Below are 26129 nucleotides of genomic sequence, written 5' to 3'. Positions count from 1 at the left end.
AGGCGGTTTTACAATCCGTCCTACTGGTATTCTTATACGCCCAGTAAAATCCGCGCCGGGTCTTCCAGCAACTGTTTTACGCGAACGAGGAAGCTCACAGAGTCTTTGCCGTCAATGATGCGGTGATCGTACGAGAGGGCCACGTACATGATCGGGCGCACTACGATTTCGCCATTGACCACCACGGCCCGTTCCACGATGTTGTGCATGCCCAAAATCGCCGACTGGGGGGCATTGATGATCGGCGTCGACAACATCGAGCCGAAAATACCGCCGTTGGTGATCGTGAACGTACCACCGGTCATCTGCTCGATCGTCAGCTTGTTATCCCGGGCCAGACCAGCCAGCCGGATAATTTCCTTCTCAATACCGGCAAAATCCATGCTCTCGGCGTTCCGGATCACCGGCACCACCAGACCACGTTCCGTCGAAACCGCGATGGAAATATCACAGTAATCGTTGTAGACAATCGAATCACCGTCGATGGTGGCATTCACATTCGGGAAGTCCTGCAAGGCAATGCAAATCGCTTTGGTGAAGAACGACATGAAGCCCAGACCAACCGCGTTTTTGTCCTTGAACTTATCCTTGTATTTAGCCCGCAAATCCATGATCGGCTTCATGTCGACCTCGTTGAAGGTCGTCAGCATGGCCGTTTCATTTTTCACGGCCACCAACCGGCGGGCGATGGTTTTCCGCAACGAACTCATGCGTTCGCGCCGTTGTCCCCGGTTTCCACCAGCGGGGGCGGGAGCCGAAGCGGCCGGAGCCGGTGCGGGTTTGGGGGCTGGAGCGGCCGCCGGTTGCGGAGCGGGTGCTGGGGCAGCCGGTTTTTCGGCTTTCACCGCATCTTCCTTCATAATCCGGCCACCGATACCGGTGCCGTTGACTTCTTTCGGGTCGATGCCTTTTTCGGCCAGTATCTTGGCGGCCACCGGCGACGGGTGATTGGCCGCGTAGCCATCGGCCGGAGCGGCTGCAGGCTGGGCGGCTGGCTGAGATGCCGGAGCAGGTGCAGGTTGGGCAGCGGGTTGAGCAACGGCGGCTCCCACTTCAATCCGGCAGATCACGGCACCAATGGCCAGGGTGGCACCAGCTTCGGCCACAATCCGGAGGGTTCCGGCGGCTTCGGACGGTAATTCAAACGTAGCCTTATCGGATTCGAGTTCGCAAAGAACCTCGTCCAAAGCGACTTGATCACCGTCTTTTTTATTCCAGGAAGCAATCGTCACTTCCGTGATCGACTCGCCAACCGGAGGCACTTTCATTTCAATGCTTTTCGAGGCTGCGGCAGCAGCGGGTTCAGGAGCCGGTTGGGAGGCAGGTTCCGGTTTAGGCGCTTCGGGCTGCGGAGCCGGAGCCGCTTGTTCAGCCGGTTTGGGGGCCGGAGCTTCCGCTTTGGGAGCCGCCGGAGCCGCGCCATTGGACGCCCCCGCAGCTTCGATGGTACACAAAACCGCACCGATGGGCAACACATCGCCTTCCTGCGCCATGATGTGCAACACACCGTCGGCTTCGGCCGGAAACTCAAACGATGCCTTATCCGATTCCAGTTCACACAACACTTCGTCTCTCTTCACCGAATCGCCCTCTTTCTTATGCCATGCCCCAACGGTTACTTCCGTAATGGACTCCCCAACCGGGGGTACTTTCATTTCTATTGCCATTTTCTCTTAGTTTTCAGTTGTCAGTTACCCGCGATTGGGAACCGTAAACTCTTATTCAAACGCCCGGCGGATGATGTCGGCCTGTTCCTGAGCGTGGACTTTGGAATACCCGGTTGCGGGCGACGCGCTGTTTTTCCGCGTAATACCGCGCAGTTTCAAATCCAGGGCCGAACGCAGCAAGAAGGTCCAGGCCCCCATGTTCGACGGTTCTTCCTGTACCCAAACCAGTTCAGCGGTTTTGCTGTATTCAGCCAGGATCGCGTCCAGTTGCTTCTGCGGGAACGGATGCAATTGTTCCAGCCGAATGATGGCCACATCTTCCCGCTTATCCGCCTGCTGTTTTTCGAGCAATTCGTAATAAATTTTACCGGTACAGAGCAGAATCCGTTTCACTTTCTTGCCCGTGGCAAAACCGTCGGGCAGCACTTCCTTGAAACTCCCCTTGGTAAGATCTTCCAGGGGCGAAACTACTTGCGGGTGGCGCAATAATGATTTGGGTGACATCACGACCAGCGGTTTCCGGAACGGCCAGGTCAACTGACGGCGCATCAGGTGGAAGAAGTTAGCCGGCGTGGTCACGTTAGCCACCACCATGTTGTATTCCGCCGAAAGTTGCAGATAGCGTTCCGGGCGGGCGTTGGAGTGTTCCGGTCCCTGACCTTCGTAGCCGTGCGGCAACAACATTACCAGACCATTCATCAATCCCCATTTCGATTCACCAGACGATATAAACTGGTCGATGATCACCTGGGCACCGTTGGAGAAATCACCAAACTGGGCCTCCCAGATCACCAGCGCATGGGGTGTGGCCATGGCATAGCCAAACTCGAAGCCCAGCACACCGTATTCCGACAACAGGGAGTTGTAAATCTGCATTTTCTGCTGCCCATCCTGAATGTGATCCAGCAAGCTATACGACTGGTTGGTTTCTGAATCGTGCAGAACGGCATGGCGGTGCGAAAATGTTCCGCGCTGCACATCCTGACCACTCAAACGAACCACCTTGTTTTCAAGCAGAATGGACCCGTAGGCCAGCAATTCCGCCGTACCCCAGTTGACCTGCTTATTCTCAAAAACCATCTGCCGACGGTCTTTCAGGAGTTTATCGATTTGCTTGAGCGGTTTGAAACCGGTCGGAATTGTGACGAGGGCGTTGCCAATTTTTTCGAGCGTCTCCATCGGCACACCCGTTTCGGGCGACCGTTCGAAATCCTCCGGCGTACTCACCCGCAATTCGGCCCACTCCCGATCCAACCGCAGCGGTTTGTACGGAATTTCGGCCTTTTGCTTCACCATATCGAGCCGATCCTGCAATTCTTTTTTGAACTCAACATCCATGTTAGACGCCAGTTCTGCATCGACCTCGCCCCGTTCAATCAGGCTTTTGTTATAAATTTCGCGCGGATTGGCGTGTTTTTCGATGATGTTATACATCGTTGGCTGCGTAAACTTGGGCTCGTCCGATTCGTTGTGCCCGTAGCGTCGGTAACAGACCATGTCGATAATGACATCCCGGTTGAATTTTTCCCGGAATTCGACCGCCAGCTTGGCACAGAAAACCACCGCTTCCGGATCGTCGCCGTTGACGTGAAAAACCGGCGCATCGATGATTTTGGCAACATCCGAGCAATAAATCGATGACCGCGCATCTTCAAAATCAGTCGTAAAACCAACCTGGTTGTTGATCACAAAATGGAGCGTTCCACCGGTTTGGTAACCGGCCAGTTTCGCCATCTGGGTCACTTCATACACAATGCCCTGACCCGCCACAGCCGCATCACCGTGGATCAGGATCGGCATAATCTTGTCGAAATTGCCCGCGTATTCTTCATCGGCCTGCGCCCGTACGAACCCTTCGATGATCGGATTAACCGCTTCCAGGTGCGACGGATTCGGGGCCAGTTTCAGGCTGATCTGCTTGCCCGTCGACGATTCGATCAGGCTCGAATAGCCCAGGTGGTATTTTACGTCACCGTCGCCAAACACCTGGTCGGGAACGTTGCCTTCAAAACCGCTGAAAACGCTTTCGTAGGATTTGCCCAGGATATTGACGAGCACGTTCAGACGGCCCCGGTGCGCCATCCCGATCATGACCTCTTCAACACCCAGTTCTGACGCGTAGTTGATGATGGCGTCCAAAGCCGGAATGGTGGTTTCTCCCCCTTCAAGCGAGAACCGTTTCTGGCCTAAATATTTGGTATGCAGGAAGTTCTCAAAAACCGTTGCTTCATTCAGTTTTTTCAGAATCCGTTTTTTCTCCTCAATCGTTGGGTCAAAAACCAGCGCTTCTTTCTCGATTTTGTTCCGAAGCCAGTTCTTGACGTCAATCTCGCGGATGTACATATACTCGAAACCGATGGTTCCGGCATAAATTTTCTCCAGCGATTCCATGATTTTCCGCAGCGAACTCGGCCCGATTCCCAGCAGTGTCCCGGCATCAAAAACCGTGTCGAGGTCGGCTTCGGTCAGGGCATAATCTTCCAGGCCAATCCGCGGACTGCGGTCTTTCCGGCTCCGGATGGGGTTGGTTTTGGCCAAAAGGTGCCCGCGCGAGCGATAGGCCTTTATCAGACTGGCTACCGATACTTCCTTTTCTGCGTGTTTGGTGTCAATGACCGGTTTTGCAGTCGTTTGGTCGGCGTTGCTGTGGCCGTTGCCATTTCCATTTTCGCCATACGATTGGGAAAATTCAAAACCTTCAAAAAATTTTTGCCAGCTTCCATCCACTGAGCCGGGGTCTTGTTTATAAGCCCGGTATAAATCGTCGATGTAGGCTGCTTCTGAGTTAGCTATATACGAGAATCTGTCCATAATTCGGGATCACCCATGTTCGAATGGCAAAGTTAAACGATCAAATAGAAAGATGTCTTCTATTTATTCAATTCTTTATGAATAGATAGGCAGTTTTGTTTTGGTAACAAGAGCCGCTCGAAATAAGTTAAAAAAAAGGAAGAAAGCAGGAAACGAAGCCCGGATAAAGGGGCCTCTAACGGCCGCCTGATCCACGCTTCGATTCCTGCTTTCTTCCTTTTTTCTTTTTCCTGCTTATACCAGATTATTCTTGAAGGCGTAGGCCACCATCCCCGCCGTGTTTTTCGTACCGGTTTTTTCCAGAATCCGCAGGCGGTGGCCTTCGACCGTGCGCGGACTGAGGAAGATTTTCTCACTGATTTCGGCCGTCGACAGCCCCTCGCAAATCAGTTTAAGCACTTCTTTTTCGCGCTCCGACAGCAGCACCTTGCTATTATAGAGTGTCGAGGTGGAGGTTTGCTTGATGACGGTGGTGGGTTTGTTCACCATTTTCCGGTGCATGACCTTGGAAACGAAGTCGTTCAGGTACACGCCGTCGTCCATCACCCGGTGAACGGCCTTTTCCACTTCGTCCAGATCCGCATCTTTGAGGACGTATCCGCTCACGCCTTTTTCGAGCAGGTGGAGCACAAACCGATCTTCATCGTGCATGGTCAGCATGATGATTTTGACGTCGGGGTGGTTTTCCCGGATGTATTCAGTGGTGGCAATGCCATCCATCACCGGCATTTCCAGATCGAGCAACACCACGTCGGGCATTCGGCGGGTCAATTTGTCAATCAATTCCTGTCCGTTGCTGGCTTCGAGCACCAATTCAAAATCAGGCACCTGGCTCAACACGGAAGCCATTCCTTTCCGGAATAAATTATGATCGTCAGCTAACGCAATCTTGATCTTTTTCATGGTTAGGGTTATGGTTAAAGGTGGTTGAAATAGCGGGATGGTTAAAAATGGTTAATTGGCAAGCCATGCTTTTAACCATTTTAACCATCCAACCATTTCAACCATCTATTCTATACCGCTTCCACTTCAACCTCTACTTCCGGCTTCAAATTTTTAACCTGGATGTGTATCCGGGAACCGCGGCCTTCTTCCACGTCGAACGTAACATGTCCGTCGATGACGTTCAGGCGGCTTTCGATATTTCGCAGACCCAGCCCGCGCTTTTTGTCTTTCAGAATTTCGTCCAGATCAAACCCGCGCCCGTCGTCGATCACCGACAGCAAAATTCCGGTGGGCTGGCAGTGCAGATCGATGATTATATTCTCGGCATTGGCGTGCTTGATGGCATTGTTGATCAATTCCTGCGCAATGCGAAACAACGTCAGATCCAGTTGCGGAAGCAAGGTCGGCATTTTATCCGAACACGACAACTCGACGTGGACTTCGCCGTTGCTGGCTTTTTCGGCCAGTTCTTCGAGGGCCGAAACGAGGCCGAAACGTTCAAGGGTGGTGGGCACCAGGTCGCGGCTGATGCGCCGGACGTTGGCAATGGTTTCGTCGAGAAGCGAGCGGGTTTTCTGCACCAATACCGTCGAACCGGGGTCATTGTGTTCAACGGTTCGGCCCAATTGATTCAGGCTCAACTTGGTGACCGACAACATCGTACCGATCTCGTCGTGCAAATCCTGCGCAATCCGACGACGTTCGTGTTCCTGCGCCTGAAGGGTGGCAGCCAGGAGACCTTTGCGGTATTTCTCCTGCCATTCCTTCAGAATCAGTTGCTGACGGATTTGTTTTTGTTGGTAATAGGCGACAAATACGATGATGAAAATCGCCATCACCAGCAAAACGGCCGTTCCTACGGCAATATATAATTTCATGTCCTCGTTCACAGCGAGCCCGAAGCGAAGTGCGTTCCCATACACGGGGAATGATTAAACCAATTTGCGAAATATAAAACTCTGGCACCAGAACCGCAAGAACGATGTATTAAACGGTCAGCCGGTCCGTCACCCGAAATTCCCGTCGGCGGAGCCAGAAACTGACCAGCAGGACCAGGTAGAAAAAAGCCGAGAACGTTCGGACAATGGTAATGTATAAATAGTAACTGCCGTTTGAACTCAGGTCTCCCAACGTCACCTTGACGAACAGAAAAACAAACAGCGTGCCAGCCGCGTGGACAATGGCCCCGGCGCTCACCCAGAACATGGAATGAATCAATAAATTCTGGATCTGCATCTTTGTCAGGATGTAATGAAAATACAGCAGTGCATACAAAATCATGATGATTCGTTGAACACCGAGGGCAACACCGGCAATGTTGGTCCAGCTAAAGTCGTACAGAAATACCAGTACATACACGACAAAACCGCTTATGATCAGCGTCCGGTTTCGGCGGGATTTTAGCTCGATCCAGTACGCTGCGGCAAAGCCGCTCATCTCAACGAGCGAATTTAAATTGTATAAATATGTGTTATTATGGCGATAGGCCGCATCGTGGATCTGGATCAAACTGATTACGAATGAAAAAACTAACATTCGTAATAGCCATCGATTTGACTTGTCCAGAAAAAAATAATTCACCAGACCTGTTCCGATGGCTAGCAAGAGGAACAGATCTGGTAAAAATGAATCCGGGTACTTGAGTATTAACTTGACGTAAGGATGATCAATCATCGTTTCAACAGACTTCTATTTCCCTACGGATTACACTCCGGCGGACATATCGGCCCGTCGGCCAACTGCCCTTCCCGACCAGACGGCATATCTTTCATTCCGGCTTCGGCAGGAACGGTCAGTTCCAGAATTTCCCGGCCACTTTTGTCGATCCCCACCAACACAACGCGCGGCACCAGGTGTTCATTTCCGTTGACGGTTTCCCGGCGTTTGGCGTGATAAACCCGGATCCCGATGCAGCCCGGCTGGGCCAGAATCTGCTGCAAATTATCGCTGCCAAAAAACTCGGAGCGAACCGTGTCGGCCTGCGGAATCTGCTGCTGTTTTTTGCGTTCCTGGTAAGCGCCTTTGAACTGATCGGCTTCATCCTTGGAAATAAAGCGTCCCGCACCGGGGTTTATATTACTCATGATAAAAAGAGGTTTTAATGGACTTGTGATGTTTCAAATCATTTCCCAAAGTTGCACAGGCTTGTTGTGGAAAGCAATCAGCTTTGAGTGAACGGAAAACGATGGAACGACTCTTTCTGGTGGTTTTCTATCTTCCGACCCTGCTTCTTAATGGGTTATAAACCAGGAAACTCAGGTATAATTTTCTTTATCGTATTTGCTAACCCAAAAACCGATAGTTGAGAAAAGGCAAAAAACCATATACATCCCTTGATTTACATTCCAGTATAAATTAAATAGATCAGATTCCGTATTGCTGGAAAGTGCGTAATTAGCGAAAAGATATACAAAAAAAGTACCAGTAAATTGAATAATTAGTCCACTGCTGATCCAAAAAATCGAATGTTTCAAGATATTTTTAACATTCATATCCTGGATTAATTGATTAAAATATATGAGAACCACTAACAATGCGTAAGCTCTGGATAGCGTTAGTATTCCGGCGGACAATTCACTATTTTCCCAGAAAAACAGACTGAGAAATAGTGTAATTGCAGCCCCAATAGTAACAATTCGTTTAACAACAGGCTTATGTATTTCGAAAGAGAAAAGTAATGCAACGAATATTATTTCAGCAAATGCTGATGAATTATACAGAAATAGGTTATTTATTTTTTTTATAGCATAAATATTAGAAGTAAAGTCTCTACCAATTATAATAAAGAAATATAAAGGCAAAAACCTCACTCCTTTTCTCAAAAATTTTAAATGAGAAATACCAATTGTAAAAGGAAGGAAGCTGATTAGCTCGGCAATTAAGTCTATAGGGTGATTGACAAAAATATCGTATAACCTTTGGAGCATTTGCTCTTTAAATGTTTAACACTTAGCAATGTTGTGGACACGGTACACCATCCGCCAGCGCATCACCATCTCCCCGATCTTTCAATCCTTCGGTATCTTCGAAAATATCGGAACCGTCGGCGCGGACACCCACCAACACCAGCCGGGGTTTGAGTTCGCCTTTGTCTTTGGTGGTGGGGTCGCCATCGGCATCTTCGTAGCGTTTGCCATAATACACCCGAATGCCGACACAATCCTTGCGACCCATCAGTTTGTTGATGCGGTTAATGCCGAAAAACTCCGCTTTCGTAACTTCTTCGGGCTTGAGTCCCAGCTTCTCTTCTTCGTGAACACGGTGCAGGCGGGTACGGCCTTTGGCGTCGGCAGCCGTAATGAAGGAGCCAACATCGCCGTGAAATTTGTCGGAGGGTTTACGCGGTTCTTGCATGGTAGAGCAGATTAATTTGCTTTACCAAGTTAAAATGAATTCGATTGGGATGGGTGGAGGGCCGGGAAAATCAGGTATAAATACGTAACCATTCAGGGAATATCCCGTACTTTTCCGGGTTTTGTCACCATCTGGTAAAAAAAAGTATTTCTTCTTCCCCGTTCCTGTATTTCTTCTCTACCATTCTTATTATCTTCCCTGCACATTTGCAGAGAGTTGGTGCGTCCTGTCTCCGATAGGATGAGCTGATTTTCTCATCTCATAGGTTAGGTTTGGAAAAGGCCAGGACGTTGTCCAGGCTTTTTTTTTAAGGAAAAAGGGAGTGAAGACTTGACGAATGATTTAAAAATCATTCGTCAAGTCTTCACTCCCCGGGTCTCAACCAATCTTTTTGGCTATTTCAGCAGATTCAATAGATACTGTCCATAGCCGCTCTTCACCAGCGGTTGGGCAATGGCTTTTAGTTGTTCCGCGTCGATGTAGCCCATCCGGTAGGCCACCTCCTCAATCGAACCGATTTTCATCCCCTGCCGCTCTTCGATGACCTGCACAAACTGACCCGCCTGCATCAGCGATACGAACGTGCCCGTGTCCAGCCACGCCGTCCCCCGATCCAGAATTCCCACTTTCAGCTTCTGACGCTCCAGATACACCTTGTTGACATCCGTGATCTCGTATTCGCCCCGCGGACTGGGGGCCAGTTCTTTGGCGATCTTGACCACCTCATTGTCATAAAAATACAAGCCCGGCACGGCGTAGTTCGACTTCGGCTGTTCCGGTTTTTCTTCGATCGACAACGCCTTGTTCTCCGCATCGAACTCCACCACCCCATACCGCTCGGGATCGTTCACCTTGTAGGCAAACACCACCCCACCGTCGGGATCGTTGTTAGCCTGCAGCAACTTCGACAGCCCCGAACCGTAGAATATGTTGTCGCCCAGAATCAGCGCCACCTTGTCATCGCCGATAAACTCCTCGCCGATCACAAAAGCCTGTGCCAGCCCGTTCGGCAGCGGTTGCTCGGCATAGGCGAACGAACAACCTACCTGCGAGCCATCCCCCAGCAGTTTTTTGAAGTGCGGCAGATCGTGCGGAGTGGAGATGATCAGAATTTCGCGGATACCCGCCAGCAGCAGAATCGACAACGGATAATAGATCATCGGTTTGTCGTAAACCGGCATGAGTTGCTTGCTGACGGCCAGCGTCAACGGGTGCAGTCGCGTACCGGAGCCCCCGGCCAGAATGATGCCTTTCATAGTTTTAATGAGTGAATGAGCGAATGAGCGAATGAGTGAATAAACAGGACAAGGATCCCTCTCTTTTATTCACTCATTCGCTCATTCACTCATTCACAATTGATTATCGGTTTTCGTACATGGAATCGTAATACTTCTGGTAAGCCCCCGAGGTGACGTTTTCGAGCCAGTCCTGGTTGGCGAGAAACCAGTCGACGGTTTTTTCCAGGCCTTCTTCAAATTGCAGCGAAGGTTCCCAGCCCAGCTCGTTCATCAGCTTGTGGGCGTCGATGGCGTAGCGCAGGTCATGGCCGGCGCGGTCGGTCACGTAGGTGATCAACTGGGCGGAGGTGCCTTCGGCCTGGCCCAGTTTGCGATCCATGATGCTGCACAACAGATGAACCAGATCGATGTTTTTCCACTCGTTGAAACCGCCGATGTTGTAGGTTTCCCCGGTTTTGCCGTTGTGGTAAATCGTGTCGATGGCCCGCGCGTGGTCGATGACGTACAACCAGTCCCGCACATTCTCGCCTTTGCCATAGACCGGCAACGGTTTGTTGGTCTGGATGTTATGGATCATCAACGGGATGAGCTTCTCGGGGAAGTGATTGGGGCCGTAGTTGTTGGAGCAGTTCGACAGCACGATGGGCAGGCCGTAGGTATTGCCATAGGCGCGCACGAAGTGATCCGAAGCCGCTTTGGACGCCGAATAGGGCGACTGCGGATCGTAGGAGGTGGTTTCGGTGAAAAAATCTTCGGGATTGTGCAGCGATCCGTAGACCTCATCGGTCGAGACGTGATAGAAGCGTTTGCCGGTGAAGTCGGCCTTCCAGCTATTTTTGGCCGCATTCAGCAGGTTGACGGTTCCCACGACGTTGGTCAGCACGAATGCCATCGGGTCGGTAATCGACCGGTCGACGTGCGATTCGGCCGCTAGGTGGATAACCCCATCGAATTGATGATCCTGAAACAGTTGCTCCAGAAACGATGCCTCCGTAATATCTCCTTTGACGAAGGTATAATTCGGCGCATTTTCAATGTCCGTGAGGTTGGCGAGATTACCGGCATAAGTCAGTTTATCCAGATTAACAATCTGATAATCTGGATATTTTGTCACAAACAGCCGAACGACGTGTGAACCAATGAAGCCGGCTCCGCCGGTAATCAGAATCTTTTTAGACATACGTTTTTACTCCGAAACGATTGAGTTTTTCAATTGCAAATTTTGTTCCCAGCGCCACGCGTCCTGTAGCCCTTCGGCCAGGGTTTTTTCGGCGCGCCAGCCCATCACATTATTGACTTTATCGACCTGTGCGTAGATTTTCTCCACATCGCCCGGACGGCGCGGACCAATCGAATAATTCAGCTTGATGTTGTTCACTTTTTCAAACGTCTGGATCAGTTCCAGAACGGTTTGCCCGTTGCCCGTCCCTACGTTAAAAACATCGTAATAACTGGTTTCCTCCCGCGAATCGAGCAACCGCAGCGCCTGAACGTGCGCTTTAGCCAGATCGACCACGTGAATGTAATCCCGGATGCAAGTCCCGTCGACGGTGTTATAATCCCCCCCGTGAACCGTCAGTTTCTCGCGAATACCGGCGGCTGTCTGGGTAATAAACGGCACCAGATTGCCCGGCACACCCAACGGCAATTCGCCGATCAGCCCGGACGGATGCGCGCCCATCGGGTTGAAATACCGCAGCGCAATCGATTTGACAGGCACGCCCGCCTTGACGGTGTCCCGGATGATGTCTTCGCAAATGGCCTTGGTATTGCCGTAGGGCGACTGCGCCGGTAGCCGGGGGGTTTCCTCCGTCACGGGCAGGTGTTCGGGTTGCCCATACACCGTACACGACGATGAAAAAACCAGGTTCGGAACGCCATACCGCTGCATGGTTTCCAGTAACAACAAAGTTGAGTCGAGGTTGTTGCGGTAATACATCAGCGGTTTTGCCACCGATTCGCCAACTGCCTTGTGAGCCGCGAAGTGAATCACCCCCCGAAAATTCTCTTTTTCAAAGATTGCGTCGAGCGCTTCGGCATCGTTGCAATCCGCTTCGTAAAACGGAACATCGTGGTTCAGAATCTGGCGCAGGCCCGCCAGTGCCGAGCGATTCGAGTTGGAAAAATTGTCGATAATGACGGGTTCGAATCCCGCGTTCAGCAGTTCTACGACCGTGTGCGAACCAATAAAACCGGCTCCGCCAGTGACTAAGATTTTCATGAGGGCAATTGCATTTAAGGCGTTATTTCAAACGTTGAGTACGGTATTGAATAGAGCAAAAAACCTGCCGCTATGGTTGAATGATTCGGATTGCGGCCCACGCCGGACAAGAAAATCATTTTTTGTAAAATCGTGTTAAGAATTCGGATACAGCCTGTTTCTTGCGGGGCAAAAGTATAAAATTCAGTAGGTTTCTAAAAATAAGTTTTTATCTTCGGGTTATAGCGTTGCAGCACCGGCCCGGTAAAACCCCGGACCGCAACCCATTGGAGTGGCATGATAAACGACAACGAAATAAAAGCCCTGATTTCTTTGCTGGACGATGAAGACCAGGAAATCACCGAACACGTTGAACAAAAAATCCGCGAATTGGGCGGCCAGTTGATCCCATATTTGGAAAGTGAATGGGAAGATAGTTTTAGTCCTATTCATCAGAAGAAAATTGAGGAGTTAATTCACGATTTGCAGTACCAGTCCGTTCTGGACCGAATTAGACTCTGGAAAGAAACCGGTGGAATCGACCTGCTGGAGGGATTATGGATTGTGGCTACGTATCAATACCCGGATTTGTCGCTCGATAAAATCCGGCTTGAAATCAAGCAACTCTACCTGGATGTGTGGCTGGAAGGCAAGTCCGAAATGCACCCCATCGACCAGATCAAAACCTTAAATACCGTTTTTTTTAACAAACTGAAATTTGCCGCCAACACCAAACATTTTCATTCCCCTTCCAATTCAATGATCAATGTGGTGCTGGAAAGCAGACGCGGCAACCCCATTTCACTGTGTGTCATTTACATGCTGATCGCCCAGCAACTTGATTTGCCCGTCTACGGCGTGAACCTGCCCAGTTTGTTTGTGCTGACGTATAAAAAGGACCATACGCAGTTTTACATCAACGTCTTTAACCGCGGGCTGGTGTTCTCAAAGTCGGACATCGATCACTACATCGGGCAGTTGAACCTCAAACCCGCCGACACCTACTACCAGCCCTGCACGAACCTGGATATTATCCGGCGCGTATTGCGGAATCTGATGCTGGCGTTCGAGAAAATTGGTGATACCGGTCGCGTGAAGGAAGTTGAGCAATTGCTGGATGCGGTTTACGATGAAGATGCTACCCCGCCCTTGTCGGATTATACGAATAAGTGACGAATAGCCTCTTCTTACGTCTTAGTTGAGAAAAGCTCGTCCAAACGTAATCATGAAGAAATTCGAATATCAGATTCTGGAAGTCGAAGCAACCGGTTTTTGGAGCGGTGGCAAGATTGATAGCCAGGAATTGACGACCAGACTGAATGAATTGGGTGAAGAAGGTTGGGAACTTACGTCTTCTTTTGCGACCAATAAATACGAAGGCCAGTCACGCGCTGCCATTCTAATTCTGAAACGCGAATTGGTTGAACCGGTCTAAAACGCTATGGCCAACATTCCCGGCCCGGTTTCGAAATAATGAATGGTTAACGCCCGCACATCGTCGGGCAGGCGCACGTGGCCCGTCAGAAGCCCCGCGCCGTCGGCAAACGGGTCGATGTGCAGGTGTTCGCGAAACGTGAGCTGGCGTTTGCCGTAGAGCTTGTAAAGGGCCTCCTTGGCGCACCAGTACACCGCCAGCCGGTGCAGATCGCCGTTGGCGTGGCTGATTTCTGCGTCGGACAACACGCGCGGCACCACCCGGATGAACTGCTCCCGAAACGGCTCGATGTCAATGCCTACGGTTTTGGTATGGTGCAACACCGCAGCCGCCCACCCGGAGGTATGCGAAATCGAAACATGCGCAGCCAGGCCAATCAGATGCGGTTTTCCGTATTCGTCCTTGTACAACCCTGAATAGGTCCAGTGTGCCTGAACCAGCGCCCGAACCGCTGCCCGACAGGCCAGCCACTCCACGCGCTGCGCCGGGTGTGTGATCTCGACCAGTTCCAGTTGCTCGGGCATCGTCAGCGTCAGCAGCGCGCGCAGTTCGTCTTCACTTTCTTCAATTTTCCACAACACCGCCGTACAGTCGGCCCCCAGTCGATGGGTTTGATAAACGGACATACATTAAATTTAGAATGTAATGATAAATGGAAAATTTCAAATCCTAAATGGAAAAGTATTCGTCCGGCATTCACTTTTCCATTCGACATTCATCATTTTACATTTATCATTCAATATTTTCCCTTTATCATTGCAGAAACTATAGCAATGCAAGTCCATAAAATTGACACTTTTGCCGGCCACCGCGACTGCGTGTATACGCTGGATGCCGGGGCCTCGCCGACCGAGTTTTTTTCGGCCGGGGCCGATGGGCTGGTGGTTCGCTGGCAGTTGGACAAACCGGATCTGGGTTCGCTCCTGGCCCGCATTCCGGCTTCCGTCTATGCCCTGGCGTTCGATCCGGAACGGAAACAGCTCTGGGTGGGGCAAAATTACGACGGTATTCACATCATCGATCCCATTCAGAAACAGGAAGTTCGCTCGGCCCAGATCACCCCGGCGGCTATCTTCGACATCAAAATCAGCGAAGGAACGGCCTGGATTGCCTTGTCCGATGGCGTTCTGGTGGTGATGGACGTGGCGGAGTTTGTCGTTAAAAAACACCTGAAAGTAAGCGATAAAAGCGCGCGGGCCATTGCCATCAATCCGAAAACCCGGGAGGTGGCCGTGGGCTACAGCGACAACGGCATCCGGATTTTTGACCAGGATGGCCTGACGCTCAAATACGTCATTCCGGCGCATACAAACTCCGTTTTTACCGTTCAATATTCGCCCGACGGGCGGTATCTGCTCTCGGCGGGGCGCGACGCCCACCTGAAAATCTGGGATGTTACCGACCGATACAGCCAAAAAAATGATATTGCGGCCCATTTATTCGCCGTCAATCACATCTGCTACAGTCCGGATGGCGCGTTATTTGCTACAGCCAGCATGGATAAAGCCATCAAAGTGTGGGATGCGGAGACATTCCGGCTGCTGAAAGTCATCGACCGGGCCCGACACGCCGGACACGGGACGTCGATCAACAAATTACTCTGGAGTCCGTATCAGCACCAACTCATTTCGGCCAGCGACGACCGCCTGATCTCCGTCTGGGAAATTACCCGCTAGGTAAATGATTTGGTTACTTTTCGGATTTTTGACAAATTTCAAACTAAAAAATTGATATTTTCGGTCGGATAACTTTACTTTTAGCAGACAAGCGACCATTTGTCACCATTAACCCTTTCAGTTATGAAAATTACGCCCATCGAGATACGGCAGCATACATTTGAAAAAAAGGGATTCGGCGGCTACCGCCCCGACGAAGTCGATGCCTTTCTGGCGTCACTTTCGCAGGAATGGGAACGCGTTACGAGTGAAGGGAAAATGCTGAAGATGCAGCTCGAACTGGCCGAAAAAGAACTCAGCAAGTTCAAAGACATCGAAATGACGTTATTCAAAACGTTGAAAACCGCCGACGACACCAGCACCCAAATTACCGATCAGGCCAACAAAGCCGCTGAAAAATACCTCGGCGAATCGAAACAGAAAGCCGATGAAATCCTGGCCGATGCCCGCAAACGTTCAACGCTGATGGTGCAGGACGCCGAAAACCAGGCCCGGTTTATCAAAGAAAATATCCTGAACGACCTGAAGTCGATGGAACACGACTTCAAGGCGATGGAGAAATACAAAGAAGGGCTCATCAAACAAATTCGCACGCTGGCGGGCAATGCCATCGAAAGCGTCGACCGGTTTGAGAAGAAATTCAACCAGCAGTCATTACAGGCCAAAATCGATGAAGTAACCGCTCAACACACCGAAGATGAGCCGGTGGCAACCACCGAAGCCGAAACTCATCCTTCCGATACGGAATTGGTAGACCCGGAAACGCTGCACGTCGAAACCACGGACGATGCGCTGCAACACGCGGCTGAAGCGACCGAAACACCAGCCGACGAAGCCATTGAAGATCCCGTTGCCGCCCAGGGCGACGAAGCCGCCGAAGCCGGATTGCCCGCTACCGAGCCCATTGCCGAGAAAGAATCCGAAGATGAAGAGACCACCGAGCCCCAGGCCGTTCACGAGGATTCGGATTCGGGCGAAAAGAAAAAAAGCTCCGGATCATTCTTTGATCAGATTTAACACAAAGCGGACGTCGAGTCCGCTTTTTTGTTCTACTTTTGGGCGAAAATCTAACCGGTTGGAAAGACGGCAAAAACCGTCTGGCCCCTCTTTATGGGAACTATTGCGCTCGAAGGTCTCGAATTTTTCGCCTATCACGGCTTCTACGACGAAGAACAGAAGATTGGCAACAAGTACTCGGTCGATATCACGGTCGTGGCCGATCTGTCCGAAGCCGCCCGCGTCGACAAGCTGAGCACCACCGTCAACTACGGCGAATTGTACCGCATCGCCCACGAAGCCATGCAGCGCCCCGCCCGGCTGCTGGAACACATTTCCCACAACATCATCACCGAAATCCGCAAACGCTACCCCAACGTCGATTCGGTCGAAGTGAGCGTCTCCAAATTCAATCCACCCATCGGGGGCGTTTGCCACCGGGCGAAGATCACGCTACGCGGCTAAATGCTATCGTCAGCAAAGAGAAAACCGCTCATTCAACTGGTTTGAACCGGCTGCTCAAATTGGGTTTTTATTAGAGGTGCCCCTGGCGTGTCAGCCGAAGTCATGACTGACGGGGATTTATTAACTGAAACCCTTTCTCCATTTTTGAGCGATTGCGATAGCGGTTTCTAACATGCCAGGTTGCCATTTTTCCGCTAACCAGTCAGAACCAGCCAGATTTGAAGATGCCAGCAATTGTCGGGCATGCTGATAATCATTCGCAGATTCTAATATCGTAGCTAATTGTCGCTGTTGGGCAAATAACTCAGCATCCTCAACTGGTAGTTCATTGATTACAATCGGTTCACCGGGCAAAAATGTATTGAGTTTAGAAGGCAACCCGTTGCTTTTACCTTTTACAATCGCCTTCATTTGCCTGAAGTCTCTGGCAAAACCCTGACGCGCCTGCTCTGTACGCAGACCACTACCTACCTGCTCTAAAACCACATATTTCAGGTTGGGGCACTGATCAATAGCCTTTTCTAACCAGCCAAATAACTCCGTGGGGACTGCTTCGTCGTGTGTATCGCGCCTGACAGTTCGTCCGGGCTCACTCGTTGCAGGCTCCCAACTTCCTCCAGAAAGATGGATTTCTCGTACCCGGTCAAGTGGGTATAGTCTGAGCAATTGCTCATAACCTAATCTAAAATTGTGGCTCTGGCAGTAGAGGTTGTGTAAATCTAAAATCAGAAAGCCATTTACAGGATAAATTAGTTGGTGCAGAAAATCACCTTGTCGTTTTACATCGTCCAAAGAATAGGCAAACGCCAAGTTTTCCAGCCCTACAGGACAGCGAGCTGCCTCCTGAATCCGTTTTAGCCGGTCTTTCCCTATCGAAAGCGTTGAAGAATTTAGCGGCACACTCAAAGGCGCACCGGTATGAAAATCCGCGCCCGTCATGAAACCAAAATGTTCGGTGACGTGGTCAAAACGGTAGTGGGATGACAAAATTTTCAGGTGCTTAAGCCAAGCCTGCTGATCAGCCGTCCAATGTCCCGAAAATAACGAGAAGAATACACCATGCCCCACTAACCGTCCTGCGTCGCTGTAGATTCGCAGTAATTGGTCAAACCAATCGGGTAGCTTGTTCGTCCGATAGAGCGTATCAAATGCCCATTCAATGGCATCGACTTGCTCAGCTTCCAATAAAGGCAAGCTGGCCTGCAATATGTTTGCATCTAAATTGCAGGCCAGTGCTGAATGGAGATTTGCCATACCTGGTCCCTTTCTTACCCTAAGCCGCATCCCGGACAATCATACGGCTGGCGCTTTTCGGGTTCTTTTTTCTTGGGCTTTACATCATCCAAACCACAAGATGAACTGACCGTTGAAACCGTTATGGCAACGGCAATGGTCTGAAGCAAGACTTTAGAAATCTTCATCGGCTCTTATCGTCAGCGTGCAAGCCTTCGCTGATCAATTCAGATGAGTTCATTTGGTATCAAAGGGTTGGAATGAAGTTGCAATTACTTCTGCAATCATGTTCTGGTTGGATTCCTGCAATTTATTTAAAAAAAAGTACCACGAGCGCTTGATTTATTCGCGTTGGAACTTCTATCTTTGCGAACACCAACTTAGTGCGTTAAGTTGTCATAGACACGGGTTGAAAGACAGGAGATATCAGACCGGTTTCTCCAATGATGATCGAGCTAGGTCTCTATTCTTTCTTCTAACTTCTTTGCTCTGAAAATGAAAACAAACCTCCGCTGGCTGATTGTCTTTCTGCTTTTCATCGCAACCGGTCTGAGTTTTCTGGATCGGCAGGTGCTTTCCATCGCGATTCTGAAGATTCAGGAAGAGTTCAAGATCACGGATGTGCAATACGGCATGATCAATACCAGCTTCCTGATCAGCTACGCGGTCATGTTTACGCTGGGAGGCTGGCTCATCGACCGGATTGGCGGGAAAATGGGATTGGCTCTTTCGGTCGGCCTGTGGTCGATTGCCAACAGTTTGCACGCCGTGATGACCAGTTTCACGCAGTTGCTGACGTTCCGGTTTTTGCTCGGCATGGGCGAAGGCGGCTGTTTTCCCGGCGCGGCCTGGACGGTTTACCGCTGGTTTGACAAAAAAGAGCGCGCACTGGCCAACGGCATCGCCATTGGCGGTTCGGCCATCGGAGCCGTCGTGGCTCCTCCACTAACGATCTGGTTATCGACGCATTACGGCTGGCGGGGCGGTTTTCTGATTCCCGGTTTGATCGGGATTGCCTGGGTCGTTATCTGGCTGCTGATTCCCTGGAAGAAAGAAAATCTGATTACCGAATCGCCGACGCTTCCTGAAAAAAAGGAAACCGTATCGTTTCTGGAATTGCTCAGAAACCGCCCGACCTGGGTGTTTATCCTGGTGCGTTTTCTGCTCGACCCGGTTTTTTACTTCATGATGTTCTGGATTCCGAAATACCTAAGTTCGGTACGGAACGTGTCTTTTGAGCGAATTGGCAGCCTTTTCTGGATACCTTTTCTGGCCCTGGGCCTTTCCAACATCATCGGCGGCTGGCTTTCGGGGCAACTCATTGCCCGTGGCTACTCCGTAAACAAGGCCCGGAAAACCGTCATGGGCATCGCAGCCGGATTAACCCTTTTGACCCCGGCCATCGAATGGGTGTCGTCGGTGGAAGTGGCGATTGCGCTGATGGCGTTATTCATGTTTGCCCATGGTTTCTGGATCACCAACTACATCACGTCGATTTCCGACATGTTCGGCCAGAAAGCGACCTCGACGGTGGTGGGTTTATCGGGAACGGCGGGGGCGGTTTCGGGTCTGTTGCTCAATCCGTTGATGGGTGTCGTGATTCAGCAATACTCCTACCGCCCGCTCTGGATCGCATCAGGACTATTATATCCCCTGGCATTCATACTGTTTATCTGGCTGATTCCCAGGATTAAACCGTTGTTCGGAGAGTCTCAACCGGCTCCCGTTGTTCCGGAAGGCATTCGGGCGGAATAATGAAATTTCACCGGGCCGTTTTACAATAAACGCCTTTTGATGCTTGCCCTGCTTCGCAACGAAAACCGTGCGATTTCTACAATTTGCCAAAATCAACTTAGTGCGTTAACTAAATAGAAAGAAGATACAACTTAGCAACTATGGAAAACGAATCGCTCAACCACGTGGCTTCCGTACAGACGGGTTTTGAAAAACGAAACAAAACGCGCCCCCGGATCGGGGTCTTTGGCGTAGGCTATTTCAAATACTGGGGTCAGTTTGATGGCTTGCTGGATGACTTACTGAAAAAACAGGCGGTTTTTATCGACCGCATCGAAGCCCTCGATAGCGTGGACATTGTCGATTTTGGACTGGTTGATGACGTGACGAAAGCCTACGAGATCGTCCCGAAACTCCAGGCCGCCAACCTGGATTTGATTTTCTGCGACATGCTGACCTACGCCACTTCCAGCACATTCGGCGTCATTATCAAAAGCATCGATACCCCGATCGTGCTCGTCGCCCTGCAACCCGATAAAGCGATGGATTACAGCCGGGCCTCCACTTATCTGCAACTCTACAATGACGACATCTGTGCCTTGCCGGAATTTGCCGGTGTGGCCGTTCGGATGGGTAAAAAAGTGCCGCAAATGGTGATCGGTACGCTGTATGACGATCCGGCTGCGGAAGCTGAAATTGCAGAGTATTGCCGGATTGCCGCCGTTCTGCACGACCTCAAAACGGCCAAAATCGGGCACATCGGCCACCCCATCGAGGCTATGCTCGACATGCATTCCGACTCGACGATGCTGACGGCGCACTTCGGTGCACACATTGTGCAGTGTGAAGCCCACGAAATCGTTACGCAGTATCAGCAGGCCACGGAAGAAGAGATTGAAGTTGTCCAGGATCGGATTCTGGCTTTTTTCGACACGCCTGACCCGGTTTCGGACCCCATTTCTGAAAAACTGCGGGACTCGGATCTGCGCATTGCCGCCCAGGTGACGGTGGCCCTCGAAAAATTTGTCAAGGCGAAAAAACTGGACGGACTGGCCTATTACTACGACGGCCCCGATGGCAGCGACACGCGGGTGGTGATGTCGAACCTGATTGTGGGGAATTCACTGCTCCAGGGCGCGGGCTTCCCGATGTGTGGCGAGTCGGACCTGAAAACCTGCATTGCCATGCTAATCATGGAACGGCTGGGCATCGGCGGCAGTTTCGCGGAGTTTCACCCGGTCGATTTCAAGGAAGATTTTGTGCTGGTGGGTCACGACGGACCGCACAACATCACCATCGCCGACGGCCAGCCCATTCTGCGGAGCCTGAAAAAATACCACGGCAAACCCGGTTTTGGCGCGGGCGTCGAGTTCAAGATCAAACAGGGACCGATTACGATGCTGAGCATCAACTCGACGTACGAGGGAAAAATGAAGTTCATCATTGCCGAAGGCGAATCGCTCGCCGGACCCATTCCGCCGACGGGAAACACCAACACACGCGGTTTTTTCAAACCGGATGTCCGGACGTTCCTGAAACGCTGGATCAAAGAAGGCCCCACGCACCATTTTGCGCTGGGCGTCGGCCACCACGCCGAAACGATCCAAAAAATTGCCGATTACCTCAAAATCGAATCCGTCATTATCAATTGATAACATCCGGTAAATCAGCGTACTAAACCCTCTTCCTATGAATCCTAATCTCTTCCATCGTCTGCGACTGCTGCTGGTCAGCGTGTTCGCTATTGTGGTCGTCAGTAGCGTTGCCCTGGCCCAGTCGGGCAAGGTAACCATTGGTGGCAAAATAACCGCCGAAGAAGACGGTCAGCCGTTGATTGGCGCCACCGTTACGGAAAAAGGCACGACCAACGGAACGACATCCGACACCGAAGGCGCTTTCAGACTGTCGGTGTCGCCCAGTGCCACGGTTGTCGTTAGTTTCATTGGCTATACGCCCCAGGAAATAGCGGTCAAAAACCGGTCGTCCATCAACATCACGCTGAAAACCGATCAGCAGCAATTGCAGGATGTGGTGGTGGTGGGTTACGGAACCCAGCGGAAAAAGGATCTGACGGGTTCCATCGTCAACCTGTCCAGCAAGGACCTCGTCCCGGTTCCATCGGCCACGAGCGTCGATCAGATGATGCAGGGGAAAGTCGCGGGGGTACAGATTACGCAAACCTCGGGCGCACCGGGCGGGAACGTCAACGTCGTCATCCGGGGGATCAGCTCGATCACCGGCGGAAATTCACCCCTGTACGTGGTCGACGGCTACGCCATCGGAACGGGCGGTGGTGGCTCCGATCTGAGCAGTTTCAGCTCCAGTTCCTATTCAGCCAGCAACATTGCCAGCAGCAGCGGAACCAACCGGATCAACCCACTCAGCACGATCAACCCGTCCGACATCGAATCCATTCAGGTCCTGAAAGATGCCTCGGCCACCGCCATTTACGGTTCCCGGGGAGCCAACGGGGTGGTGATCATTACGACCAAGCGCGGCAAGCAGGGCAAAACCACGATTAACTTCGAACACTCGACCGGGATTCAGCAACTGGCCAAAAAACTGGACCTGCTGACGCCCCGCGAGTATGCCGAATACGTGGCCGAAGGGCGCGACAACGCCTGGGTGTTTGCCGGCGGAAAAGCCACAGACCCCAACAACCTCCGCAGCACGGCCACGCAGGTAAAACCAGGTTTCCGGACGCCGGACCAGTTTGCCAACTCCGGGTATGGCACCGACTGGCAGGACATTATCTTCCAGCAGGGTCTGGTGCAGAACTACCAACTGGCCGCCAGCGGTACCAGCAAAGACGTCAGCTATTACGTCTCCGGCGGTTATTTCGACCAGAAGGGCATCATCATCGGCTCCGATTTCAAGAAGTTCACCCTCCGTACCAACATCGACGCCCAACTGACTCCGCGTCTGAAACTGGGCGCGTCGTTTTCGGGCGCGCATTCGTACGGTGATTTTGCCCGCGCCGAAGGTCACCTGCAACACCGGGGGCTGATTTCGGCGGCTTTGGCCAGCGATCCGACCATTCCGGTTTATGATGCGAACGGTAATTACTACTCCGAGTTTTCCGACCCGACGGGCATCCCGGTCGAACACCCGCTGATCATTGCGGCTGAGTTCACCGATAAACGGAACAATACCAACGTTTTCACCAACAATTACCTGCAATACGAAATTGCGAACGGCCTGATCTTCAAAACATCGGTGGGGGTCAATTATTCCAACAACATCACCCGCCTGTGGAAATCGTCGAAAGTGGGGCTGGCCACCAGCCGGACCGGCGCGGCTACGGCCGGGGTGACAGAAAGCAAGAGCCTGAACTGGCTCAACGAGAACACCCTGAATTACCGGCACCGGTTTGGCGAAAAACACGATCTCGATGCGCTGGTCGGTTATACCGTTCAGAAAAATACGGATGATATTCTGCAAGCGGGGGCGTCCGATTTCCCGACCGATGATGTACCGTATCTGGCCGCCGGGGCGGTTACGTCCGGAACGAATTACAAAAGTGAATGGTCGATGATGTCGTGGCTGGCCCGCGTCAATTACACGCTGGCCGGAAAATATATGTTTACGGCTACGATCCGGCAGGATGGCAGTTCGCGGTTTGGCCGTGAAAACCGCTGGGGGACATTTCCCTCCTTTTCGGCGGCTTACCGCCTGTCCGACGAATCGTTCATGAAGCCGGTCAGCTTCATCAGCGATCTGAAAATCCGGGCGAGCTACGGGATTTCCGGAAACAACCTGATTCCGAATTACGCCAGCCAGGGCCTGCTGGGCATCTCGCGGAACATTTCCAACGGTCAGGTCATTTCGGGGGTGGTGCCCAGCAGTCTGGCCAATACGGTTTTGACCTGGGAACAATCGGTGCAAACCAACATCGGTCTTGATCTCTCGTTGTTCCAGAACCGCCTGTCGTTTATCGTGGATGCCTACCGAACCCACAAAAAAGACCTTCTGCTGAACGTGATTCTACCCGCAGCCTCCGGTTTCAGCAGTTCTCTGCAAAACATTGGCGAAGTGGAGAACAAAGGGATTGAGCTGACGATCAATTCCGAAAACATCCGCAAAGGCGCTTTCCAGTGGAGTACGGACTTTAACATCAGCTGGAACCGCAACAAGGTGCTGGCCCTCAACTCCGAAACCGCCCGGATTCAAACGTCTGATTATCAGGTAGCGCAGGTGGGTTACCCCATTTCCAGCTTCCGGCTGCTCAACATTCTGGGTGTATTCCAGACGCAGGAAGAAGTGAACGCCAGTCCGAAACAACACCCCCGGGTACAGCCCGGCGATTACCGGTATCAGGACGCCGACGGCAATGGAACCATCACCCAGAACGACCGGACCATCGTGGGTAATCCCTGGCCGGATTTCACCTGGGGCCTGGGCAACCGCTTCACCTACAAAGGCTTGACCCTGAACATCAGCGTGAACGGTTCGCAGGGGAACGAGATCTATTTTCAGGGGGGTGAAGTGTCGCTGAACGGTGCCGGGGTGCAGAATCAACTGGGCATCATGGCCGATCGCTGGAAATCACCGACGGACCCCGGAGCGGGAACGATGTCGCGCGCCATTCGGAACGACTACGCCTTCGGATTCAGCGCCGGTACGACCAAGTATCTGTTCGACGGCTCGTTTGTCCGCATCCGGAACGTCAATCTGGCCTACGCGCTTCCCCAAACGGTGGTGAGCAAGCTGAAGTTACAGGCGCTCTCGGTCTATGTCGACGCGACGAACCTCTACACCTTTACCAAGTACCCCGGTTATGACCCCGAAGGAAGCACGACGGGCGACAACATTGCCCGCAGTGGGATCGACTTTTTTGCGTATCCCAACCCCCGGACGTACACGATCGGCTTGCGGGTAACCTTCTAATCCTGTTTCCAGATACTGCCATGAAAAAGAACCTATTAGTCTTCCTGCTCCTGCTCGTTACGGCCACCTCCTGCAAGGATTTCCTGGCCCTGACGCCTGAATACCAGATCAGTGACCAAACGTTTTACAAAAATCAAAACGATTTCGAGACAGCGCTGACGGGCGTCTACAGCACCTTTCGCGGTCTGTTCAACACCAGCAACGTGATGTATCTCGCGGACCTGACGACGGACAACACCGAGATCCAGTGGTCGTCGCCCTCGGTCAACGAGATGCAGCTCGACCAGAATGCCGTGGTTTCGACCAACACGAACATTCAGGCGGCCTGGAACACGTGTTTATACACCATCTCCCGCAGCAATGCGATCATCAACCGCATCGACGGTGTGAACTTCGACCAGACCATCAAAGACCGCATCAAGGGAGAAGCCCAGTTCCTGCGGGCTTACAGCTATTTTTACCTTGTCAGACTGTTCGGGAATGTGCCGCTCATCAGCCAGGAGTTCAGCAGCCCGGCGGAGGTGGCGGCTGCCGATCTGGCCCTGAAACCAGCCGCGCAGGTGTACGAAGTCATCCTGGCGGATCTGGCAAGCGCCGAAACACTGTTGCCGGCTACACTCAATTCCGACCGGACGAAGGCATCCCGCCCGACGGTCAAAGCCCTGCTGGGAAAAGTCTACCTGACGCTGAAAAACTACGACCTGGCCGCAACCAAACTCAAAGAAGTGATCGACGCCAAAACGTATTCGCTGGTGCCCGATTACCGGACGCTGTTTACGAACGGCAACAACAACCTGGCCGAGTCGATTTTCGAAATTGAATACGTCGCGGGGCGCAGCATGGGCAACAACTATTCGGCCCTGTTTACCCCAGCCATTACCAGCATGGCAATTTTTCCGGGCAACCTGCAAGGCTCCGGGCGCATTGTGCCGACGCTGGATTTGATCAGAGCCTACGAAACCGGTGATGCCCGCAAAGCCATCTCGGTCAACGATTCGGTTTTGCTGATCAATGGCCGGAAATCCTACAGCCGTCATGGTCTGAAATTCGTGGACTTCAAAGCCATCGACCTGTCCGACGGCACCATTACATTCACCCAACTCCGGTATGCCGATGTGCTGCTGATGTATGCAGAAGTATTGAACGAACAGGGTAAAACCGCCGAGGCACTGCCCTTTATCAATCAGGTGCGGACGCGGGCGAAATTGCCGGCCTTAACCGGTCTGACCCAGGCCGGACTGCGGACGGCTATCGAAAAAGAACGCCGGGTCGAGTTCCTGTACGAAGGCCAGCGCTGGTTCGATCTGGTGCGGACGGGCCGGGCACAAACCGTGCTGAACGCCCATTACGCCAGCCTGAATCTGTCCTTTAAAGTGGACGATTTCGAGCTAATTTTCCCGATTCCGCAGAACGAAGTCGACCTGAACCCGACGCTCATCAAGCAGAATCCGGGGTATTGATGCTAACTATTACAGAGAGTTAATCAGA

General features: G+C 51.8%; 23 protein-coding genes. 9 read left to right on the top strand and 14 right to left on the bottom strand.

Going from position 1 to position 26129, the window contains the following annotated elements; genetic code table 11:
• Nucleotides 1-32 precede the first annotated feature (32 nt).
• The 11 genes from odhB to galE all read right to left on the bottom strand — a co-directional run bounded on the left by odhB (nt 33) and on the right by galE (nt 12236).
• Nucleotides 33-1667 carry a 2-oxoglutarate dehydrogenase complex dihydrolipoyllysine-residue succinyltransferase gene (gene odhB / locus FH871_RS10170; RefSeq protein WP_138991323.1) on the bottom strand — a complete coding sequence of 545 codons (1635 nt, stop codon included), beginning with the start codon at nt 1665-1667 and terminating at the stop codon, nt 33-35.
• Between the two features lie 51 nt (nt 1668-1718).
• Nucleotides 1719-4478, bottom strand: a complete 2760-nt coding sequence (locus FH871_RS10165) for a 2-oxoglutarate dehydrogenase E1 component (protein ID WP_138991322.1) — start codon at nt 4476-4478, stop codon at nt 1719-1721.
• A 234-nt stretch (nt 4479-4712) separates the two neighbouring features.
• Nucleotides 4713-5381, bottom strand: a complete 669-nt coding sequence (locus tag FH871_RS10160; RefSeq protein ID WP_114407305.1) for a response regulator transcription factor — start codon at nt 5379-5381, stop codon at nt 4713-4715.
• 110 nt (nt 5382-5491) lie between these two features.
• Nucleotides 5492-6301: a sensor histidine kinase gene (locus tag FH871_RS10155; protein WP_114407306.1), complete on the bottom strand. Its 810-nt coding sequence runs from the start codon at nt 6299-6301 to the stop codon at nt 5492-5494.
• A 109-nt stretch (nt 6302-6410) separates the two neighbouring features.
• Nucleotides 6411-6860 carry a hypothetical protein gene (locus FH871_RS10150; RefSeq protein WP_138991321.1) on the bottom strand — a complete coding sequence of 150 codons (450 nt, stop codon included), beginning with the start codon at nt 6858-6860 and terminating at the stop codon, nt 6411-6413.
• A gap of 260 nt (nt 6861-7120) precedes the next feature.
• On the bottom strand, nt 7121-7507 hold the full coding sequence (locus tag FH871_RS10145) for a hypothetical protein (protein ID WP_138991320.1): 387 nt from the start codon (nt 7505-7507) through the stop codon (nt 7121-7123).
• Nucleotides 7508-7678: 171 nt separating this feature from the next.
• Nucleotides 7679-8350, bottom strand: a complete 672-nt coding sequence (locus FH871_RS10140; protein WP_138991319.1) for a hypothetical protein — start codon at nt 8348-8350, stop codon at nt 7679-7681.
• 22 nt (nt 8351-8372) lie between these two features.
• Nucleotides 8373-8777, bottom strand: a complete 405-nt coding sequence (locus FH871_RS10135) for a hypothetical protein (protein WP_138991318.1) — start codon at nt 8775-8777, stop codon at nt 8373-8375.
• 395 nt (nt 8778-9172) lie between these two features.
• Nucleotides 9173-10033 carry a glucose-1-phosphate thymidylyltransferase RfbA gene (gene rfbA, locus FH871_RS10130; protein WP_138991317.1) on the bottom strand — a complete coding sequence of 287 codons (861 nt, stop codon included), beginning with the start codon at nt 10031-10033 and terminating at the stop codon, nt 9173-9175.
• Nucleotides 10034-10136: 103 nt separating this feature from the next.
• Entirely contained in the window at nt 10137-11195 is a 1059-nt protein-coding gene (gene rfbB, locus FH871_RS10125; RefSeq protein WP_138991316.1) for a dTDP-glucose 4,6-dehydratase, read from the bottom strand.
• Nucleotides 11196-11201: 6 nt separating this feature from the next.
• Entirely contained in the window at nt 11202-12236 is a 1035-nt protein-coding gene (gene galE / locus FH871_RS10120; RefSeq protein WP_138991315.1) for a UDP-glucose 4-epimerase GalE, read from the bottom strand.
• Nucleotides 12237-12515: 279 nt separating this feature from the next.
• On the opposite strand from galE, the gene FH871_RS10115 reads away from it, so the two are divergent.
• Together FH871_RS10115 and FH871_RS10110 are read left to right on the top strand one after the other, a co-directional pair.
• Nucleotides 12516-13388, top strand: a complete 873-nt coding sequence (locus tag FH871_RS10115) for a transglutaminase-like domain-containing protein (RefSeq protein ID WP_114407449.1) — start codon at nt 12516-12518, stop codon at nt 13386-13388.
• A 52-nt stretch (nt 13389-13440) separates the two neighbouring features.
• The gene (locus tag FH871_RS10110; RefSeq protein ID WP_138991314.1) at nt 13441-13650 is read left to right on the top strand and encodes a DUF4177 domain-containing protein; all 210 of its coding nucleotides are present in this window, start codon (nt 13441-13443) and stop codon (nt 13648-13650) included.
• On the opposite strand, the gene FH871_RS10105 is transcribed toward FH871_RS10110, so the two are convergent.
• Nucleotides 13647-14276: a 4'-phosphopantetheinyl transferase superfamily protein gene (locus FH871_RS10105; RefSeq protein WP_138991313.1), complete on the bottom strand. Its 630-nt coding sequence runs from the start codon at nt 14274-14276 to the stop codon at nt 13647-13649. The two genes, FH871_RS10110 and FH871_RS10105, sit on opposite strands and share 4 nt — an antisense overlap.
• A gap of 147 nt (nt 14277-14423) precedes the next feature.
• On the opposite strand from FH871_RS10105, the gene FH871_RS10100 reads away from it, so the two are divergent.
• The 3 genes from FH871_RS10100 (at nt 14424) to folB (ending at nt 16787) form a co-directional block, all read left to right on the top strand.
• Nucleotides 14424-15326 (top strand): WD40 repeat domain-containing protein, encoded by a 903-nt coding sequence (locus FH871_RS10100; RefSeq protein WP_138991312.1) that lies wholly within the window; start codon nt 14424-14426, stop codon nt 15324-15326.
• A gap of 123 nt (nt 15327-15449) precedes the next feature.
• Nucleotides 15450-16343 (top strand): DivIVA domain-containing protein, encoded by an 894-nt coding sequence (locus tag FH871_RS10095; RefSeq protein ID WP_138991311.1) that lies wholly within the window; start codon nt 15450-15452, stop codon nt 16341-16343.
• A 93-nt stretch (nt 16344-16436) separates the two neighbouring features.
• Nucleotides 16437-16787, top strand: a complete 351-nt coding sequence (folB, locus tag FH871_RS10090) for a dihydroneopterin aldolase (protein ID WP_114407317.1) — start codon at nt 16437-16439, stop codon at nt 16785-16787.
• A 120-nt stretch (nt 16788-16907) separates the two neighbouring features.
• Here folB and FH871_RS10085 read toward each other — a convergent pair whose 3' ends face one another.
• Nucleotides 16908-18041: a DUF692 family multinuclear iron-containing protein gene (locus tag FH871_RS10085; RefSeq protein WP_138991310.1), complete on the bottom strand. Its 1134-nt coding sequence runs from the start codon at nt 18039-18041 to the stop codon at nt 16908-16910.
• A gap of 14 nt (nt 18042-18055) precedes the next feature.
• Entirely contained in the window at nt 18056-18208 is a 153-nt protein-coding gene (locus FH871_RS33100; RefSeq protein WP_171062813.1) for a hypothetical protein, read from the bottom strand.
• Nucleotides 18209-18515: 307 nt separating this feature from the next.
• Between FH871_RS33100 and FH871_RS10080 the strand changes: the two genes are divergently transcribed.
• The 4 genes from FH871_RS10080 (at nt 18516) to FH871_RS10065 (ending at nt 26101) form a co-directional block, all read left to right on the top strand.
• Nucleotides 18516-19775: an MFS transporter gene (locus FH871_RS10080; RefSeq protein ID WP_138991309.1), complete on the top strand. Its 1260-nt coding sequence runs from the start codon at nt 18516-18518 to the stop codon at nt 19773-19775.
• A 140-nt stretch (nt 19776-19915) separates the two neighbouring features.
• Nucleotides 19916-21406 carry an L-fucose/L-arabinose isomerase family protein gene (locus tag FH871_RS10075; RefSeq protein ID WP_138991308.1) on the top strand — a complete coding sequence of 497 codons (1491 nt, stop codon included), beginning with the start codon at nt 19916-19918 and terminating at the stop codon, nt 21404-21406.
• Between the two features lie 37 nt (nt 21407-21443).
• Complete coding sequence (locus FH871_RS10070) at nt 21444-24641, top strand: TonB-dependent receptor (RefSeq protein ID WP_138991307.1); 3198 nt, start codon at nt 21444-21446, stop codon at nt 24639-24641.
• A gap of 20 nt (nt 24642-24661) precedes the next feature.
• Nucleotides 24662-26101 (top strand): RagB/SusD family nutrient uptake outer membrane protein, encoded by a 1440-nt coding sequence (locus tag FH871_RS10065; protein ID WP_138991306.1) that lies wholly within the window; start codon nt 24662-24664, stop codon nt 26099-26101.
• The last annotated feature ends 28 nt before the right edge of the window (nt 26102-26129 follow it).

This window comes from Larkinella sp. C7, assembly GCF_006149005.1.
Classification (GTDB): Bacteria; Bacteroidota; Bacteroidia; order Cytophagales; family Spirosomataceae; genus Larkinella.
Note: the sequence above shows the minus strand (reverse complement) of the source record. Positions and strands in the feature narration are given on the sequence as shown.